Annotated in this window: 17 protein-coding genes and 1 tRNA gene; 11 read left to right on the plus strand and 7 right to left on the minus strand. The window is 56.3% G+C overall.

Going from position 1 to position 16,211, the window contains the following annotated elements; all coding sequences use genetic code 11:
- Window positions 1–114 precede the first annotated feature (114 nt).
- A complete protein-coding gene (locus tag ACEN2J_RS10300; RefSeq protein WP_442105567.1) occupies window positions 115–936 on the plus strand; it encodes an FkbM family methyltransferase in 822 nt (273 codons plus the stop codon).
- Between the two features lie 41 nt (window positions 937–977).
- On the opposite strand, the gene ACEN2J_RS10305 is transcribed toward ACEN2J_RS10300, so the two are convergent.
- The 4 genes from ACEN2J_RS10305 to ACEN2J_RS10320 all read right to left on the minus strand — a co-directional run bounded on the left by ACEN2J_RS10305 (window position 978) and on the right by ACEN2J_RS10320 (window position 4,373).
- Complete coding sequence (locus ACEN2J_RS10305; protein WP_442105569.1) at window positions 978–2,192, minus strand: NADP-dependent isocitrate dehydrogenase; 1,215 nt, start codon at window positions 2,190–2,192, stop codon at window positions 978–980.
- 104 nt (window positions 2,193–2,296) lie between these two features.
- Window positions 2,297–3,454, minus strand: a complete 1,158-nt coding sequence (locus ACEN2J_RS10310; RefSeq protein ID WP_442105571.1) for an HD domain-containing protein — start codon at window positions 3,452–3,454, stop codon at window positions 2,297–2,299.
- Entirely contained in the window at window positions 3,451–3,717 is a 267-nt protein-coding gene (locus ACEN2J_RS10315) for a hypothetical protein (protein WP_442105573.1), read from the minus strand. The genes ACEN2J_RS10310 and ACEN2J_RS10315 overlap by 4 nt, the downstream gene beginning before the upstream one ends.
- The gene (locus tag ACEN2J_RS10320) at window positions 3,714–4,373 is read right to left on the minus strand and encodes an alpha/beta hydrolase (RefSeq protein ID WP_442105575.1); all 660 of its coding nucleotides are present in this window, start codon (window positions 4,371–4,373) and stop codon (window positions 3,714–3,716) included. The genes ACEN2J_RS10315 and ACEN2J_RS10320 overlap by 4 nt, the downstream gene beginning before the upstream one ends.
- Before the next feature lie 215 nt (window positions 4,374–4,588).
- On the opposite strand from ACEN2J_RS10320, the gene ACEN2J_RS10325 reads away from it, so the two are divergent.
- From ACEN2J_RS10325 to ACEN2J_RS10365, 9 genes are all read left to right on the plus strand, one after another.
- Window positions 4,589–5,068 (plus strand): Rrf2 family transcriptional regulator, encoded by a 480-nt coding sequence (locus tag ACEN2J_RS10325; protein ID WP_442105577.1) that lies wholly within the window; start codon window positions 4,589–4,591, stop codon window positions 5,066–5,068.
- Window positions 5,069–5,154: 86 nt separating this feature from the next.
- Window positions 5,155–6,198: a cysteine desulfurase family protein gene (locus ACEN2J_RS10330; RefSeq protein ID WP_442105579.1), complete on the plus strand. Its 1,044-nt coding sequence runs from the start codon at window positions 5,155–5,157 to the stop codon at window positions 6,196–6,198.
- Between the two features lie 12 nt (window positions 6,199–6,210).
- Entirely contained in the window at window positions 6,211–7,752 is a 1,542-nt protein-coding gene (gene sufB / locus ACEN2J_RS10335) for a Fe-S cluster assembly protein SufB (RefSeq protein WP_442105581.1), read from the plus strand.
- 106 nt (window positions 7,753–7,858) lie between these two features.
- Entirely contained in the window at window positions 7,859–8,614 is a 756-nt protein-coding gene (gene sufC / locus ACEN2J_RS10340) for a Fe-S cluster assembly ATPase SufC (RefSeq protein ID WP_442105583.1), read from the plus strand.
- Window positions 8,615–8,631: 17 nt separating this feature from the next.
- The gene (locus tag ACEN2J_RS10345; protein ID WP_442105629.1) at window positions 8,632–9,909 is read left to right on the plus strand and encodes a SufB/SufD family protein; all 1,278 of its coding nucleotides are present in this window, start codon (window positions 8,632–8,634) and stop codon (window positions 9,907–9,909) included.
- Between the two features lie 6 nt (window positions 9,910–9,915).
- The gene (locus ACEN2J_RS10350; protein WP_442105585.1) at window positions 9,916–10,392 is read left to right on the plus strand and encodes a Yip1 family protein; all 477 of its coding nucleotides are present in this window, start codon (window positions 9,916–9,918) and stop codon (window positions 10,390–10,392) included.
- Window positions 10,393–10,983, plus strand: a complete 591-nt coding sequence (locus tag ACEN2J_RS10355) for a Yip1 family protein (protein WP_442105587.1) — start codon at window positions 10,393–10,395, stop codon at window positions 10,981–10,983.
- A 3-nt stretch (window positions 10,984–10,986) separates the two neighbouring features.
- The gene (locus ACEN2J_RS10360; protein WP_442105589.1) at window positions 10,987–12,207 is read left to right on the plus strand and encodes a cysteine desulfurase; all 1,221 of its coding nucleotides are present in this window, start codon (window positions 10,987–10,989) and stop codon (window positions 12,205–12,207) included.
- Between the two features lie 57 nt (window positions 12,208–12,264).
- A tRNA-Arg gene (locus ACEN2J_RS10365) sits at window positions 12,265–12,341 on the plus strand.
- A 15-nt stretch (window positions 12,342–12,356) separates the two neighbouring features.
- Here the strand turns inward: ACEN2J_RS10365 and ACEN2J_RS10370 are convergent.
- From ACEN2J_RS10370 to ACEN2J_RS10380, 3 genes are all read right to left on the minus strand, one after another.
- On the minus strand, window positions 12,357–12,932 hold the full coding sequence (locus ACEN2J_RS10370) for a retropepsin-like aspartic protease family protein (protein ID WP_442105591.1): 576 nt from the start codon (window positions 12,930–12,932) through the stop codon (window positions 12,357–12,359).
- Window positions 12,933–12,988: 56 nt separating this feature from the next.
- Window positions 12,989–13,603 (minus strand): MarC family protein, encoded by a 615-nt coding sequence (locus ACEN2J_RS10375; protein WP_442105593.1) that lies wholly within the window; start codon window positions 13,601–13,603, stop codon window positions 12,989–12,991.
- Window positions 13,604–13,711: 108 nt separating this feature from the next.
- Complete coding sequence (locus tag ACEN2J_RS10380) at window positions 13,712–15,556, minus strand: ABC-F family ATP-binding cassette domain-containing protein (RefSeq protein ID WP_442105595.1); 1,845 nt, start codon at window positions 15,554–15,556, stop codon at window positions 13,712–13,714.
- 122 nt (window positions 15,557–15,678) lie between these two features.
- On the opposite strand from ACEN2J_RS10380, the gene ACEN2J_RS10385 reads away from it, so the two are divergent.
- Window positions 15,679–16,143, plus strand: coding sequence for a DUF2867 domain-containing protein (locus tag ACEN2J_RS10385; RefSeq protein ID WP_442105597.1), 465 nt, complete (start codon window positions 15,679–15,681; stop codon window positions 16,141–16,143).
- The last annotated feature ends 68 nt before the right edge of the window (window positions 16,144–16,211 follow it).

A 16,211-nucleotide genomic window follows, 5' to 3' on the forward strand; every position in this document is an offset into this window, starting at 1 on the left:
TTTGTGCGGTTGAGCCGTGAAATTTGCAACAGATTGGCGATGGGGTTTGACCTGTATGGCCGCCACAGGCCACAAAGACCCACGCATAATTTGAGACCGTAGACTGGAGCCCAGATGCCAAAACCGCCCGCGCCTTTGCCCGATCATGCCCTTGCTGCATCGCTTGCTGGGCTGCGTGACACGATGGATGAAATGTTAAAGGTGATGAACGCGCAACTGCATTTGCAGCGCGTGGCCTTGCTTGAAGACGGGCATATCTTGCGGTTTAACACGGCTGATATGAAGCGGATTGTGATGAGCCTGCCCGACGCTGCCGATGATTTTGTGCAAGGCGTGATCGTTCAAACTCGTGGGTTTTATGAGGCCAAAATTTTGTCGCGTGTGCAGGCCTTGGGGCTTGTCGGGCCGCAGTCTTTGGTCTGTGATATTGGCGCAAATATTGGGAATCAAACGGTTTTCTTTGGGGTTCTGATGGGCGCGGGGCGGGTGATTGCGTTCGAGCCGCAGGCCCATTGTTTCGCGACGTTGCGCAAAAATATCACCTTGAACGGGTTGGAGGGGCGTGTGCAGGCCCATCAGGTCTTGGTTGGTGCAGCAACGGGGATGGGCGCGATGACCGCGTTCAACATTCGCAACCTTGGCGGCACGTCCTTTGCGGCGGACCCGACTGGAACGGTGCCAATGGTCGCACGGGATGCCGTCTTGACGCCCGACGATGTGGCGATGCTTGACCTGCTAAAGGTCGATGTCGAAGGGATGCAAATGTCAGTGTTGCAAGGGGCTGCGGGTATCTTGGCCGCGCGCAAGCCAGAAATCTGGGTGGAATTGTTACAGCGCGACGATGCATTTGCCGAAACGGCAGATTATTTGGCCGGGTTCGGCTATGTGGCCGAGCGGCTGGCACGCAATGATTTCTTGTTTCGCGTGCCAGCCTAAAGTTGGCCATCGGGGGGCGGCCCCCGATGGTGTGCGCGCCCTTAGCCCTTCAGGGCTTTGTTCAAATAGGAATCAACTTTCTCCAAAAAGCCCATCGTGGTGAGCCACTTTTGATCGGGGCCAACCAGCAACGCCAAATCCTTGGTCATATGACCGTCTTCGACACAGGCCACCGTGACCTTTTCTAAAGTCGCCGCAAATTTCGCAAGTTCTACGTTGTCATCCAGCTTGGCGCGATGCTTTAGCCCGCCCGACCATGCATAGATCGACGCGATCGAGTTGGTCGAGGTTTCCTTGCCGGCTTGGTGCTGGCGGTAGTGGCGGGTGACGGTGCCATGCGCTGCCTCGGCCTCAACTGTTTTGCCATCGGGGGTCATCAACACGGATGTCATCAGGCCAAGCGAGCCAAACCCTTGGGCCACGGTATCAGATTGCACATCGCCGTCATAGTTTTTGCAGGCCCAGACATAGCCGCCCGACCATTTCATCGCACTTGCCACCATGTCATCAATAAGGCGGTGTTCGTAATAAATGCCCGCCTTTTTGAATTGCTCTTCGAACTCTTCCTCATAAACCTTTTGGAACAAGTCCTTAAAGCGGCCATCATAGACCTTAAGGATGGTGTTTTTAGTCGAGAGATACACCGGCCAGCCCTTAAGCAAACCATAGTTCAAGGATGAGCGCGCAAAGTCGATGATTGAGCTGTCGAGGTTATACATGCCCATGTAAACACCAGCAGAATCAGCGGAATACACGTCTTTTTCAATCACGGTGCCGTCTTCGCCCACGAATTTCATTGTCAGCTTGCCTGCGCCCGGAAAGTGGAAATCGGTGGCGCGGTATTGGTCGCCAAAGGCGTGGCGGCCAACAACGATGGGGCGCGTCCAGCCCGGCACAAGGCGCGGCACGTTTTGGCAGATGATCGGTTCGCGGAAAATCACACCGCCGAGGATGTTGCGAATCGTGCCATTCGGGCTACGCCACATTTGTTTCAGGCCGAATTCTTCGACCCGCCCTTCATCAGGGGTGATGGTCGCGCATTTCACGCCTACGCCGTATTTTTTGATCGCATTGGCCGCGTCGATGGTGATTTGGTCATTCGTGCGGTCACGTTCCTCAATCCCGAGGTCGTAATACTTAAGATCGACATCAAGATAGGGCAGAATCAATTTTTGCTTGATAAAATCCCAGATGATCCGGGTCATTTCATCGCCGTCGAGTTCAACAATCGGGTTTGTGACTTTGATCTTGCTCATGTGCCAGGCCTTTTGGGTTAGGAGATTCGGATTTTCCTAAGCTTACCAGAACTATAAGGCGTTGGCCAGCTTTGTATACGATGGTATACAAAGCGAAGCATCTACTATTCGAAGAATTTCAGGCAGCGGTTGCGCACATAGGGCCAAAGTCGCGGCGCACCATTTGCGACCTTTTGGCCAACACGAGATTCGAGCTGGTCAAAAGTGACCTTGTATTCAACCCAAGAGCCACCGCCGCATTGGATATTTTGCATCACGGGTTGCACCCGATCCAGACTTTTGGCGAATTGGGCGCTCGGGGTAAGGTTGGCCTCAAACTCTTGCCACATTACATGAAGATCTTTGCCCAAGTCATTGGGCAATAGTCCAAAAATTCTAATAGCCGCCTCTGCCTCGGCGGCCAGAATGTTAGACGCGGAATGCGCCGCGCCATTGGCCGAGTGCAAGGGCACGTCGCCGACGTCGATTTCCACCAGATCATGTAGCAACAGCATCTGGATCACGCGCGGCAGGTCGACATCGCTCGAGGCTTGATCGGCCAAAATCAACGCATAAAGCGCGATGTGCCACGAATGCTCGGCCGAGTTTTCGCGGCGCGAGGCATCGCAAAGTGTGGTGGCGCGGTTGACGGATTTTAGAGCGTCAGCCTCGGCCAGAAACGTAAGGCATTGGCGAAAGGCGGAGGGTGGCAAGGGTTCGCCCGCCAGCATCACAGTTGCCGCAGCATGGGCATCAGGCCAGCGCGTGGCTAGATCCGAGGCACGGCCTGAGGCCAGATTTTGCCGAACGATTTCAATATGATCGGCGCGCGGATTGGCCGAAAACAGCACCTGAAAAAGCGGCTGCGTGTGGTCAACGGCCTTGGCAAAACGTGCCGTGGCGGTTTTGCCCGCCTCAAATTCCAGCCAGAGCGGATGCAGGGCCTCAAAGGCCCCCTGCGGCAGCAAGCCAAAAAGCCGCTTGGCAGCTTTTTCCTCGGCCAAGGCTTGGCCCGAGTTTGGCAGGTGGATCGGATGGTCGCCTGCGTCAATCTCTACCAGGTCATGCAGCAAAAGCATTGAAATCGCGCGCGAAATATCGGTGCCAGCCGGTGCCGTATCTGCAAAAACCAGCGCCCAAAGCGCCACGTGCCAACTGTGTTCGGCACTGTTTTCAGCGCGCGCATCGTCAAGCAAAAAATTGGCCCTCAACACCGATTTTAGCCGGTCTGCCTCATTCAAAAAGGCAAATTGCGCGTCGAGATGGTGTGCCGCTTGGGTCAATGGCCACCCGCGCCAAAATCGGCTGGCGCCTTTGGCGCGGCACTGCCGGATTTGGCAGCGGCCAGCGCCTTGGACACATACTCTCGGCCGCGGCGTTCGGCCAAACGCACGCGGATGGCCGTCATAAATGCCTCTTGCAAAGTGGGCGAGGATGCCCCGATCACCCGGCTAACTTGGTCGTAAAAGCGATCATCGTCGATGTGATCCATCGCCTCCAAAGTGGTCTTGGCAAGGCCATCAGCAAGATCTTCGACAATGCTCATCTAGATTGCTCGGTGATGCGGCGTTTTACATAGCCTGTGACATGGTCGATCATCGGGTTCATATGCGCTTCTTCGTCTTTGAAGAAGTGATCCGCACCCTCAATTTGGGTATGCGTGACGGTGATACCCTTTTGCTCGTGCAATTTGTTCACGAGGTTAACCGTATCTTTGGGCGGTGCAACCTTGTCGGCGGTGCCGTTAATCACAAGGCCCGAGGCCGGGCAGGGCGCAAGGAACGAAAAGTCATACATGTTGGCGGGGGGGGCTACCGAGATGAAGCCGGTGATCTCGGGGCGGCGCATCAACAGTTGCATCCCGATCCACGCGCCGAATGAAAAGCCTGCAACCCAGCAATGCTTGGAGTTTTGGTTCATCGATTGCAAGTAATCGAGCGCCGAGGCGGCATCTGACAGCTCACCAATGCCTTGGTCATATTCGCCTTGGCTTCGGCCCACGCCGCGAAAGTTAAAGCGCAGGACGGTAAAGCCCATTTTGTAGAACGCGTAATGCAGGTTGTAGACAACCTTGTTGTTCATCGTGCCGCCAAATTGTGGGTGCGGGTGCAAAACGATGGCCAGCGGCGCGTCGCGTTCTTTTTGCGGGTGGTAACGGCCTTCGAGGCGGCCTTCTGGGCCTGCAAAAATTACTTCGGGCATCGGTTTCGCCTTGTCACTTTCCTGCAGCGGCTTTGTGGACAAAGCTGGCTTGCATATTTAGAACGGTTCAAAACAGGCCATTGGCGGCCTGCAGTTGATGTTGAGTTAAGCGCCCCATCGGTGCAGGTCAATGTGTTTGGTTGGAAACTTCTGCGAAATGGGCAGAGAATGATGTGCGATCTGCGTGGTTGGGTGATATTTAGGGGGAATAGGCCGTGAAATTATCGACAAAAGGGCGGTACGCCGTTGTGGCCTTGTGCGATTTGGCCTTGGCAGCGGGTAAAGACGGGGCTGATGCCGAGGCGCTGGTCTCCTTGGCCGAGATTTCCAAGCGGCAGGATATCTCGTTGCCCTATCTGGAGCAGCTGTTTGTAAAGCTGCGCCGTGCGGGGCTGGTTGAGGCAATGCGCGGGCCGGGGGGCGGGTATCGCTTGGCGCGTGTCGCATCGGACATTCGGATGAGCGATATTATGCAGGCCGTCGAGGAAAACGTCAGCGCGATGCACTCGGGGGCTGGGGCATCGGGCGCGGTTTCTGGCAGCCGTGCGCAATCGCTGAGCAACCGTTTGTGGGAGGGGCTTTCGGCACAGGTCTATGTGTTTTTGCACCAGACGCGGCTGTCGGATGTGATCCGCAATGAGATGAAGCCATGCCCAGCGGTGCCAGCACTGTTTGCGGTGGTTGATGAGGAATAGGGGAAAAGGGGGCGCTCGCGCCCCCTCGGGGCGTCGCCCCTCACCCCCTGAGGATATTTTTAAACAGATGATATGGGTTTGACGTGATGGCACGGGTCTATCTGGATTGGAATGCGACCACGCCTTTGCGGGCCGAGGCGCGGGCGGCAATGATTGCGGCGATGGATGTTGTGGGCAATCCTTCGTCGGTGCATGCCGAGGGGCGTGCGGCGAAATCACTGGTTGAAAGGGCGCGCGGGCAGGTTGCGGCGGCGCTTGGGGCCGAGGGTGCCGATATTGTGTTTGTCGGATCTGCGACCGAAGGGGCGGTGCTGGCCTGTGCGGGGCGGGGTTTGCACTGTGCAGATGTTGAGCATGATGCGGTGACGAGTTGGTGCGTGGCTGATTTGGCAGTGGATGGTTTAGGGCAGGTTGCGGTCCCTGATCCGGCAGTCGCGGCCGTACAGATGGCCAATTCCGAGACAGGGATTTTGCAAGACTTACCGCAGGGATTGGCGGTATCCGACCTGACGCAGGCTTTTGGCAAGGTGCCGCTGGCATTTAACTGGTTGGGCTGCGATGCGGGGCTGGTTTCTGCGCATAAGCTGGGCGGGCCTAAGGGTGTCGGCGCTGTCGCCTTAAAGCAGGGCCTGGATATACCTGCACAAATTAAGGGTGGCGGGCAGGAAATGGGCCGCCGCGCAGGCACCGAAAACATCATTGGCATTGCCGGTTTTGGCGCAGCTGCCGAGGCGGCGGCACGGGATTTGGCAAATGGCGTATGGGAAGAAATCGGCCAGTTTAGAAATATTCTAGAAAAGGCATTGTCTGCCCTGACAAAAGATACTATTTTTGTCGGGAAAGGCGCTGCGCGGCTTCCGAATACTTTATGCCTGATCGCCCCCGGTTGGAAGGGTGAGACTCAGGTGATGCAGATGGACCTTGCTGGTTTTGCCATTTCGGCGGGGTCTGCTTGTTCCTCGGGCAAAGTGCGGGCAAGCCGCGTTTTGCGCAGCATGGGGTTTGATGACGTGCTGGCCGCCTCGGCTGTGCGGATATCAATAGGGCCAGGCGTGACAGAAGAGATGGTTCTGCGCTTTGCAGAGACCTGGGCAAAACATTATAACATGCACCGCGCAAGGCGGGGCTGACGGATGCGGGCAATGGCCCGGCAAGGAGAGACCGAGATGACGGCGATGCCAAAGCTGGAAACCGAAGTGCGCGACGGCGTGGACCGCGAGACGGTTGAAACCGTGAACGCGATGGCCGGCACCTATGTGCATGGCTGGGAAACCGACATTGAAATGGAATTTGCGCCCAAAGGCGTGAATGAAGACATCGTGCGTCTGATTTCGGCCAAGAATGAAGAGCCGGAGTGGATGCTTGAGTGGCGCCTGACCGCGTATCGCCGCTGGGTTGAGATGGTCGAGCCTGAGTGGGCTATGCTGAATTACCCCAAAATCGATTACCAAGACATCTATTACTATGCCAAACCCAAGAGCATGGAGGTGAAGCCGAAGTCGCTGGATGAGGTGGACCCAAAGCTGCTGGCGACCTATGCCAAGCTGGGGATTCCGCTGCAAGAACAGATGCTTCTGGCTGGTGTTGAAGGTGCCGACGAGCCGCGCAAAGTGGCTGTGGATGCGGTCTTTGACTCGGTGTCTTTGGGCACAACGTTCAAGGCGGAACTGGCCAAGGCGGGCGTGATTTTCTGTTCCATTTCCGAGGCGGTGCGCGAGCATCCAGAATTGGTTAAGAAATACATCGGTTCGGTCGTGCCGCAGACGGATAACTTCTTTGCGACGCTGAACTCGGCTGTGTTTTCCGATGGGTCCTTTGTGTACATCCCGCCGGGCACACGTTGCCCGATGGAATTGAGCACCTATTTCCGGATTAATGCTGAAAATACAGGGCAGTTTGAGCGGACGTTGATTGTCTGTGATAAGGGTGCATATGTGTCCTATCTTGAAGGTTGCACCGCGCCGAAACGCGATACCAACCAGCTGCACGCGGCTGTGGTTGAGATCGTGATCTTGGAAGATGCCGAGGTGAAGTACTCCACGGTGCAAAACTGGTATCCGGGCGATGAAAACGGCGTTGGCGGGATTTTCAACTTTGTCACCAAGCGGGCCGATTGCCGTGGTGACCGTGCCAAAGTAATGTGGACGCAGGTGGAAACGGGGTCGGCGATCACTTGGAAATATCCGTCCTGCATCTTGCGCGGTGATGACTCGCAGGGTGAGTTTTACTCAATCGCGATTGCCAATAATGCGCAGCAGGCCGATACCGGCACCAAGATGATCCATCTGGGCAAGCGCACAAAATCGCGGATTGTGTCTAAGGGGATTTCAGCGGGCCGTGCGCAGAACACTTACCGTGGTTTGGTAAGTATGCATCCTAAGGCCAAGGAATCACGTAACTATACCCAATGCGACAGCTTGCTGATTGGTGACAAATGTGGGGCGCATACGGTGCCGTATATTGAGGTCAAGAACAATTCCAGCCGTGTTGAGCATGAGGCTACGACCAGCAAGGTGGATGATGACCAGCTGTTCTATTGCCGTTCGCGTGGGATGGATGAGGAAGAGGCCGTGGCGCTGGTTGTGAACGGGTTCTGCAAAGAGGTGTTGCAGTCCTTGCCGATGGAATTTGCGATGGAAGCGCAGGCGCTGGTCGCTATCTCGCTTGAAGGATCGGTTGGCTAACAAAGCCATAGCTTGCCCCCCCGAAACACGCTGATGCTTTCGGGTTGGCAGCTTTCTGCGAATTAGAGTTTTGGCCAATGGCCTACGGAATGAGAACGAGGAAAAAATGCTGGAAATCAAGAACCTGCACGTCAAACTTGAAGAAGAAGATAAGGTTATCCTGAAAGGGGTCGACCTGAAAATCGGGTCTGGTGAAGTGCATGCGATCATGGGGCCGAACGGGTCGGGCAAATCGACATTGTCTTATGTGCTGTCGGGCAAGGGCGGGTATGAGGTGACCGATGGGTCGGCCACGCTTGAAGGCGCTGAACTGTTGGACATGGAGCCAGAAGAGCGCGCTGCGGCAGGGCTTTTCTTGGCATTTCAATACCCTGTAGAGATTCCGGGCGTAGGTAACATGACGTTCCTGCGCACAGCCGTGAACGCACAGCGCAAAGCGCGCGGCGAGGATGAGGTTTCGGCCGGTGACTTCCTGAAGTTGGTGCGCGAAAAGGCCAAGGCGCTGCAAATCGACGCCGAGATGATGAAACGCCCTGTGAATGTCGGCTTTTCGGGCGGTGAGAAAAAGCGCAACGAGATTTTGCAGATGGCAATGCTCGAGCCCAAGATGTGCATCTTGGATGAAACAGACTCGGGCCTTGATGTCGATGCGATGAAACTGGTGTCCGAGGGCGTGAACGCGCTGCGCGATGCGGGGCGGTCTTTCCTAGTTATCACGCATTATCAACGGCTTCTGGACCATATTAAACCTGATGTCGTGCATATCATGGCAAATGGTCGGATTGTGAAAACCGGCGGACCGGAACTGGCGCTGGAAGTTGAGCAAAACGGCTATGCGGATATTCTGGCTGAGGTGGTGTAATGGCCCAGCAGCAAAAACTGGCGGAGGCCAAAAGTGATGCGCTTGACGCAAAACTTGCCACGGTAGAGCTGCCCACTGGCGGCTTTGCAGCATCGGCACGCAAAGCCGCCTTGGCGCGTTTGCAAGCCATGGGCTTGCCCGGTCGGCGTGATGAATATTGGCGCTATACCGACCCAGCGCTGTTTAATGCGGTTGCGGCAGCCGAATCAAATGCTTTGCGCGTTGAAAACCCTATTTTCACAGGCCAAGACAAGGTGCGCCTTGTATTTGTCGATGGCGTTTTCGATGCCGAGGCATCTGATAAGCCAGAGCTTGCCGGTGTCGAAATTACGCTTTTGTCACAAGCGGGCGCGCAAGATATTCATTGGGCAAGCGCGCTGTACGGCACGTTGGAAACCGCTGGCCAATCGCCTGTGCCGCGCCCACTGGCCGCGTTGAATACGGCCTTTGCAACCGAAGGGCTTCTGATCCGGGTGACGGGCACTGCGCCCAAGCCGCTTCATATATCTTATCTACAAAATTCAAAGACTTCTGATGCGATATTACACCACTGCATTAAGGTTGAGAGTGGCGCAGAGCTGACCATTCTGGAAACCGGAATTTCAGGCGCGCGCAGTAATATCGTTATGGAAGCGCAGGTCGAAGCGGGCGGCAAATTGCACCATATTCGCCCTCAGGGCCGGTCGCATGGCAAGCAACTTCTGACCCATATTTTCGCGCGTTTGGCCGAGAACACTTTGTTCAAAAGCTTTACCCTGTCGATGAACGGCCTGCTGACGCGCAACGAGGCTATTATCGAGTTTCTGGGCGATGATGCCGTGGCGCATGTGGCCGGTGCCTGCGTCGGTGATGGCGCGTTCCACCATGATGACACGGTGTTCGTGACCCATGATGCCGAGCGTTGCGAAAGCCGCCAAGTGTTTAAGAAGGTTCTGAAAAACGGCGCAGTCGGTGTGTTTCAGGGCAAGATTTTGGTCAAGGCTGGCGCGCAGAAAACCGATGGTTATCAAATTAGCCAATCCTTGCTGCTGGACGATGACAGCCAGTTTCTGGCCAAGCCCGAGCTTGAAATTTACGCCGATGACGTGATTTGTAGCCACGGGTCCACCTCGGGCGCGATTGATGAAACGGCGCTGTTTTATCTGCAATCGCGCGGCGTGCCAAAGCGGGCGGCGCAAAGCCTGCTGGTTTTGGCATTCTTGGCCGAAGCGATTGCCGAGATTGAGGATGAGACCCTTGCAGAAGACATTCGCTTGCGGATGGAAGGCTGGCTGGATCGGCATGAAGGAAAGTAACCCAAAATGCCTGTGACCACGGATATCGTGCGCGCTTGGCGCAGCCCGCGCCAAGTGATACGGTCGCATTTATCGCGAGGGCGGTCCGAGCCTTGGGCCTTTTCGTTGCTTGTGGCCTTTATGATTGTGGCCTTTGTGGCGCAATGGCCGGGCGCCAGCCGCAACGCGTTTTACACACCCGAGATGCCGATTTCGGCGCAGATGCTGGCGATTGGCATGGGGATGTTGGCGTTTATTCCGGTGTGGTATTTGCTGGCCGCTATCGGCCATTGGATTGCCAAACTCTTGGGCGGGCAGGGAGACCATTACGGCGCACGGCTTGCGTTGTTTTGGGCGTTGGTCACGGTTAGCCCTTTGATGTTGCTGCTCGGTTTGGTCAAAGGGATGATCGGGCCGGGGCCGGCGCTGCTGGCGGTAACAAGTGTTACAGGCGTGGCGTTTTTGGCCTTTTGGATTGTGAATTTGACAGAGGCGGAACGGTAAATGGAGCTGACCCCAAGCTTTTTGCTGCGCATGGTGCGCGAAACGATTGCGGCGCCCCGCGCAGGTGCAGCGGCGGTGTTGAACATGGGCTTCGCGGCCTCTGTCGGCTGGCTGGCGCTAATGCTGATGGCGATTGGCTCAACCCTGCTGACCCATATCAGCTTTGCGATGATGCCGCAGGAGGCGCAGGATTTTTGGGGTGCCGCGATGGGCAGCCCAATGCGCACGGCGATGCTGCAATGGGTGATTTTACTGATTTCGGTCCATGCGATCCATAAACTCGGGCGCTTGCGTGGCGGCACGGGCAGCCTTCAAGGCGCGGTTGTGCTTGTGGCTTGGTTGCAGTTCATCTTGCTCTGTGTGCAGGTTTTGCAGCTTGTGGTTGAGGCGCTGGTGCCTGCGGCGGCGGCGATGCTGGGCGTATTTGGGCTGGTCTTATTTCTGTGGTTGCTGACCAATTTCATCGCCGAGCTGCACGGGTTTCGCAGCCTTGGACTGGTGTTTTTCGGCATTGTGCTAACGCTAATCGTGCTTTCTTTCGTGCTTGCCTTTGTGTTTGCGCTGCTGGTCGGCGCGCCTGTAGGAGCCTGACCCATGTTTGACGTGCAAGCCATTCGAGCCGACTTTCCGATTCTGGCCCGCAAGGTTAATGATAAGCCGCTGGTCTATCTGGATAACGGCGCCTCGGCGCAAAAGCCGCAGGTGGTGATTGATGCGATCACCCAAGGCTATGCCCATGAATATGCCAATGTTCACCGCGGGTTACACTATCTTTCTAACCTAGCGACAGATAAGTATGAGGCCGTGCGCGGCAAGGTCGCACGGTTTTTGAATGCAGGGTCCGAGCATGAGATTGTGTTCACCACGGGGGCGACCGAGGGCATCAACCTGATCTCCTATGCTTGGGCCGCACAGCGCTTTCAGGCGGGGGATGAGATTGTGCTGTCGGTGCTAGAGCATCACGCCAATATCGTGCCGTGGCATTTCTTGCGCGAACGTCTGGGCGTTGTTTTGAAATGGGTCGAGTGTGACGCCAATGGCGACCTCGACCCGCAGGCTGTGATTGACGCGATTGGGCCGCGCACCAAGCTGGTGGCCGTGACGCAGATGTCAAACGTGACCGGCACGGTCGTTGATGTGACAAACATTTGCCAAGCGGCGCGGACGCGTGGGGTGGCGACCTTGGTTGATGGGTCACAAGCTGCGGTGCATATGCCTGTGGATGTGGCAGCGATTGGCTGCGATTTTTACGCGATTACGGGGCATAAACTCTACGGCCCATCGGGATCGGGCGCGATGTATATTCGCGCTGAGCGGATGGCAGAGATGCGGCCGTTCCTTGGTGGCGGCGACATGATCCGTGAGGTGACGCGCGACGCCGTGGTCTATAACGACGCACCGATGAAGTTTGAGGCAGGCACCCCCGGCATCATTCAGCAAATCGGTTTGGGTGTGGCGCTGGACTATATGACCAGCATCGGCATGCAAGCGATTGCCGCGCATGAACGCCAGTTGCGCGACTATACGCGCGATCGGTTGGCGGGACTTAATTGGTTGAACGTGCAGGGCAATTCGGCAGGCAAAGGGGCTATCTTCAGCTTTACTTTGCAAGGCGGCGCCCACGCGCATGACATTTCAACCATCCTCGACAAACGTGGTATCGCGGTGCGCGCGGGCACACATTGCGCCATGCCCCTGATGGAACATTTGGGCGTAGGCGCCACCTGCCGCGCCTCATTCGCGATGTATAACACGGTTGAAGAGACGGATAAGCTGGTTGATGCGCTGGAGTTTTGTCACGAGTTATTTGGCTGATTTTGGTCAAATAAGCCGTTGCAACTCTGCCCGCCTTTCGCTACCTAAGCGCTATTGGCACCCATAGCTCAGCTGGATAGAGCGCTGCCCTCCGAAGGCAGAGGTCGCTGGTTCGAATCCAGCTGGGTGCACCATTTTTCTCAATTGAGTTAGCGACGCAGGACCATGCGGTCTTCGGCTATTTCAATGCGAAACTGGCCTAAATAATCCATACCGAGAAGCGAGCCGCCCATATCCCCATCATTGACATAGGCTTTCAACGTGGGGTCGGTGAAATCGCCCAAACGCACATCATCCAAGGTCACGCGGGCCGTGCGCACGATGCCATTGGCGGTTTGGGCGGTCCCAAGATAGACGAGGGTGTCAGGATCTATCCCGAGCTTTTTGGCATCGTCGCGTGTCAAAACAACCGATGTTGCACCTGTATCAACCATGAACTGAATAGGCTGACCAGAGATATCTAGCATAAGATAATAATGGCCATCGCGCGCGCGGGGCAGCGTAACCTCGCCTTGGGCAGCAATGGTTTGGTGCGGTGAGAACTGTCCACCCATATCATGCCACAAGCCATAGCCAGCCATGAGGCCAACGATGATCAAGCCCCAAGACATCAAGCCGCGCATCATCTGGCCCATACGGCCCCGAAATTCGACCAGCAGATAGCTGCCAACCGCGACGACTATAATGCCCAAGTACAGCATACGCCCAAAAATCTCACCATCCATCACGTTCTCCACTTGTACGGGCTCCGCTTGTACTGGTTTGATATGGGGCCGCGTGCCTAGCCGATCAACCCGGTGCCAATAATGCCATCAATGACAAACTGAACGGAAAGGGCGGCCAGCAGCATGCCCAACAAGCGGGTGATGACAACGGTACCGGTCCGGCCCAGAGCGTGTTCCAAGGGGCCTGCGATCAGAAACAGCAAAAATGCCATCAGAACGACCACAATCATCACCACATGCACCGCAAGGGTGCCTTGCCAACTTCCGGCCTCGCCGACCAAAAGGATCATTGTGGCAATAGCACCAGGACCTGCGATAAGCGGAATCGCGATAGGAAAGACCGAAGGGTCATGGTCATGCACGGTGGCTTGGCCTTCGCGGCGCTGTGTGCGACGTTCGAACAACATGTCGAGCGCTGTCAGAAACAGCAAAATCCCCCCAGCGATGCGAAAAGCAGACATGGAAATGCCAATGAACCCGAGGACTGCCTCGCCCAAAAGGCCAAACAGCGTCAGGATACAAATGGCGATTAAGCATGCACGCAAACCGATCTCGCGCCGACGTTCCGCTGTCATACCGGGCGTTAGCGCAATGAACATCGGGATCAGGCCCGGCGGGTCGATCACGACGAAAAGCGTTGCAAAGGCAGTAACTAAGAATGCCGTCTCCACGAAATACTCCCCATTAGGTCAGCGTACTGTTGCTTGCTTTCAGCTTGGCTCAAATACCTAACTACGATTTTTCGTAGAAAAATTAGAATTTTCGACGAAAATTCGTAACTACGCTGCACTCTCCAGCTTTTCTTGTGCCTTCAGCCACATGGCTTCGGCGCGGTCCAAGCCTTCCATCACCTCGGCGTATTTCTTTTGCCATGTCTCCATTTCGCCCAGACGTTCGGGTTCATAGAGCGCGGGATCTGCCAGTTTCTTCGCCAACTTGTCGCGCATATCGTTCAGCTTGGTCATGCGATCTTCGCATTTGCGCACGTCAGCGCGCAGGGCCATCACCTCATCGCGGCTGGCCTTTTTGGGCTTTTCAACCACTTTGGCGGGTTTGGTGGTCTCATCACCAGCCAAAAGCTGCTTGCGATAGGCCTCAAGGTCTTCGTTATACGGCATAACCGCGCCGCCTTTGACCAGCCACAGCCGGTCTGCGACCAGCCCGAGCAGGTGCATATCATGGCTGACCAGAACAACCGCACCGGAATACTGCGTCAGCGCCTCGACCAGCGCCTCGCGGCTTTCCATATCAAGGTGGTTTGTCGGTTCGTCCAAAATCAATAGATGTGGCGCGTCCAATGTGGCCAGCAGCAGTGATAGACGCGCTTTTTGACCACCCGAAAGCCTGCCAACAACCGTTTCGGCTTGATCCGCGAGCAAGCCAAAGCCTGCCAAACGGGCACGCAAACGCGGTTGCCCCTCGGCGGGGCGCATGCGTTGAAGGTGCTGCAACGGGGTTTCATCAATGAACAGCTCGTCAACCTGATGCTGCGCAAAATAGCCGATGCGCAGCTTGCTGCTTTGCGTCATCGTGCCAGACATCGGTTTAAGTTTGCCTGCCAACAGCTTGGAAAGTGTAGACTTTCCTTCGCCGTTGCGGCCTAGCAATGCGATGCGGTCATCTTGGTCAATACGCAGGGAAAGATTGCGCAGAATCGGCTTGCCGTCATAGCCCACAGAGGCGCCATCAATGTTGATGATCGGCGGCGACAGCTCTTCAGGTTCAGGGAAGGTGAAAACCTGTTTGCGCGCCTCTTCGGGCGGCGTGATGGTTTCCATTTTCTCCAGCATTTTTACGCGGCTTTGCGCCTGCACGGCCTTGGACGCCTTGGCCTTAAAACGGTCCACAAACGACTGCAAATGTGCGCGGCGGGCCTCTTGCTTTTTCGCCTCGGCTTGCAGCACCGCACGGCGTTCGGCCATTTGGCGGGCGAATTGGTCGTAAGGGCCGTTCCAATAGGTCAGCTTTTTCTCATCCAAGTGCAAAATGCCCTGAACGGCGCGGTTCAGCAGGCCGCGGTCGTGCGAAATGATGATCACGGTATGCGGGTATTTGGCAAGATAGCTTTCCAGCCACAACGCGCCTTCCAAATCCAGATAGTTGGTAGGCTCATCGAGCAGCAGGAAATCAGGCTGGGCAAACAGCACGCCGGCCAATGCCACACGCATCCGCCAACCGCCCGAGAAATCGGAACAAGGGCGCTGCTGCGCCTCGGAATCAAAGCCCAAACCTTTCAGGATCGAAGCTGCCCGCCCTTCGGCAGACCATGCGTCGATATCGTTCAGGCGGGCCTGCACTTCGGCGATGCGATGCGGGTCGGTGGCGGTTTCAGCCTCGGCCAACAGGGATTCGCGCTCGGTATCGGCTTGCAATACGGTTTGCAGCAGGGTGGTCGAAGACGACGGCACCTCTTGCGCCACGCCACCGATGCGAGAGCGGGCGGGCATGGAAATGTCGCCGCCCTCCAGCGCCAGCTCTGACCGGATCAACCGGAACAGCGTGGTTTTGCCTGCGCCATTGCGGCCGACAAGGCCAACCTTATGACCGGTAGGAATCGTTGCAGAAGCGCCCACAAGCAGCGGGCGGCCTTCGACGGAATAGCTGATATCTGATATACGTAACATGCGCCACGCCTTGCCCGAAGCAGATGGGAAGGTCAATCCACCTCATGGGTTTAGCGGCTGGTATTGGGGGGCTTTTTACGTCACGACAGAATTTAGACTCCAAGAAAGGGCAAAATAGGGCCATGCAGATACCACTTGTCGCTGATGCAAAGGATCTGGATTACGTCAACGCGCAAAGCCTGACTCTGCCGCGCGATATCACGGCGCTGCAAGCGTGGAATATTGCCATGCAAAGCCCAATTCCGGGCATGGCCACCGCGATGTGGCTGCGTGACCGGATTTCCGGCTGGTTTAATGTGGCCCCGATCAAAGGATTTTCAGGGGCACTGCGCGGGGCCGTGCAAGTGGGCGACAAGATTGATTTTTTCACTGTGGAGGCGGTCGGCGAGGGCCTGCTGGTTCTAACCGCGCGCGATAGGCATTTGGATGTGATGACGACTGTCACCACCTACGACCGCGTTCTGACAATCACCAGTTCGGTTATCACGCATAACTGGTTCGGTCGGGCCTATATGTTGCCCGTGGGCGTTGCGCATAAGGGGATTGTCTGGTGGACCTTGCGCAAAGTTGCGGCGCATTTGGCGTAAATCAGGCGCGATTGCAGGTCTTTTCAAGGCCGCCCGCGCGTGATAGCAGGCGCCCACAAACATCTCGC

Source organism: Pseudorhodobacter sp. W20_MBD10_FR17 (assembly GCF_052119765.1).
Lineage (GTDB): Bacteria > Pseudomonadota > Alphaproteobacteria > Rhodobacterales > Rhodobacteraceae > Pseudorhodobacter.

What these genes read in the sequence shown, in the direction of transcription:
- ACEN2J_RS10300 (WP_442105567.1), top strand. Translation starts at nt 115, where the DNA reads ATGCCAAAACCGCCCGCGCCTTTGCCCGATCATGCCCTTGCTGCATCG.
- ACEN2J_RS10305 (WP_442105569.1), bottom strand. Translation starts at nt 2,192, where the DNA reads ATGAGCAAGATCAAAGTCACAAACCCGATTGTTGAACTCGACGGCGAT.
- ACEN2J_RS10315 (WP_442105573.1), bottom strand. Translation starts at nt 3,717, where the DNA reads ATGAGCATTGTCGAAGATCTTGCTGATGGCCTTGCCAAGACCACTTTG.
- ACEN2J_RS10320 (WP_442105575.1), bottom strand. Translation starts at nt 4,373, where the DNA reads ATGCCCGAAGTAATTTTTGCAGGCCCAGAAGGCCGCCTCGAAGGCCGT.
- ACEN2J_RS10330 (WP_442105579.1), top strand. Translation starts at nt 5,155, where the DNA reads ATGGCACGGGTCTATCTGGATTGGAATGCGACCACGCCTTTGCGGGCC.
- sufB (WP_442105581.1), top strand. Translation starts at nt 6,211, where the DNA reads ATGGCCCGGCAAGGAGAGACCGAGATGACGGCGATGCCAAAGCTGGAA.
- sufC (WP_442105583.1), top strand. Translation starts at nt 7,859, where the DNA reads ATGCTGGAAATCAAGAACCTGCACGTCAAACTTGAAGAAGAAGATAAG.
- ACEN2J_RS10350 (WP_442105585.1), top strand. Translation starts at nt 9,916, where the DNA reads ATGCCTGTGACCACGGATATCGTGCGCGCTTGGCGCAGCCCGCGCCAA.
- ACEN2J_RS10355 (WP_442105587.1), top strand. Translation starts at nt 10,393, where the DNA reads ATGGAGCTGACCCCAAGCTTTTTGCTGCGCATGGTGCGCGAAACGATT.
- ACEN2J_RS10360 (WP_442105589.1), top strand. Translation starts at nt 10,987, where the DNA reads ATGTTTGACGTGCAAGCCATTCGAGCCGACTTTCCGATTCTGGCCCGC.
- ACEN2J_RS10370 (WP_442105591.1), bottom strand. Translation starts at nt 12,932, where the DNA reads ATGGATGGTGAGATTTTTGGGCGTATGCTGTACTTGGGCATTATAGTC.
- ACEN2J_RS10380 (WP_442105595.1), bottom strand. Translation starts at nt 15,556, where the DNA reads ATGTTACGTATATCAGATATCAGCTATTCCGTCGAAGGCCGCCCGCTG.
- ACEN2J_RS10385 (WP_442105597.1), top strand. Translation starts at nt 15,679, where the DNA reads ATGCAGATACCACTTGTCGCTGATGCAAAGGATCTGGATTACGTCAAC.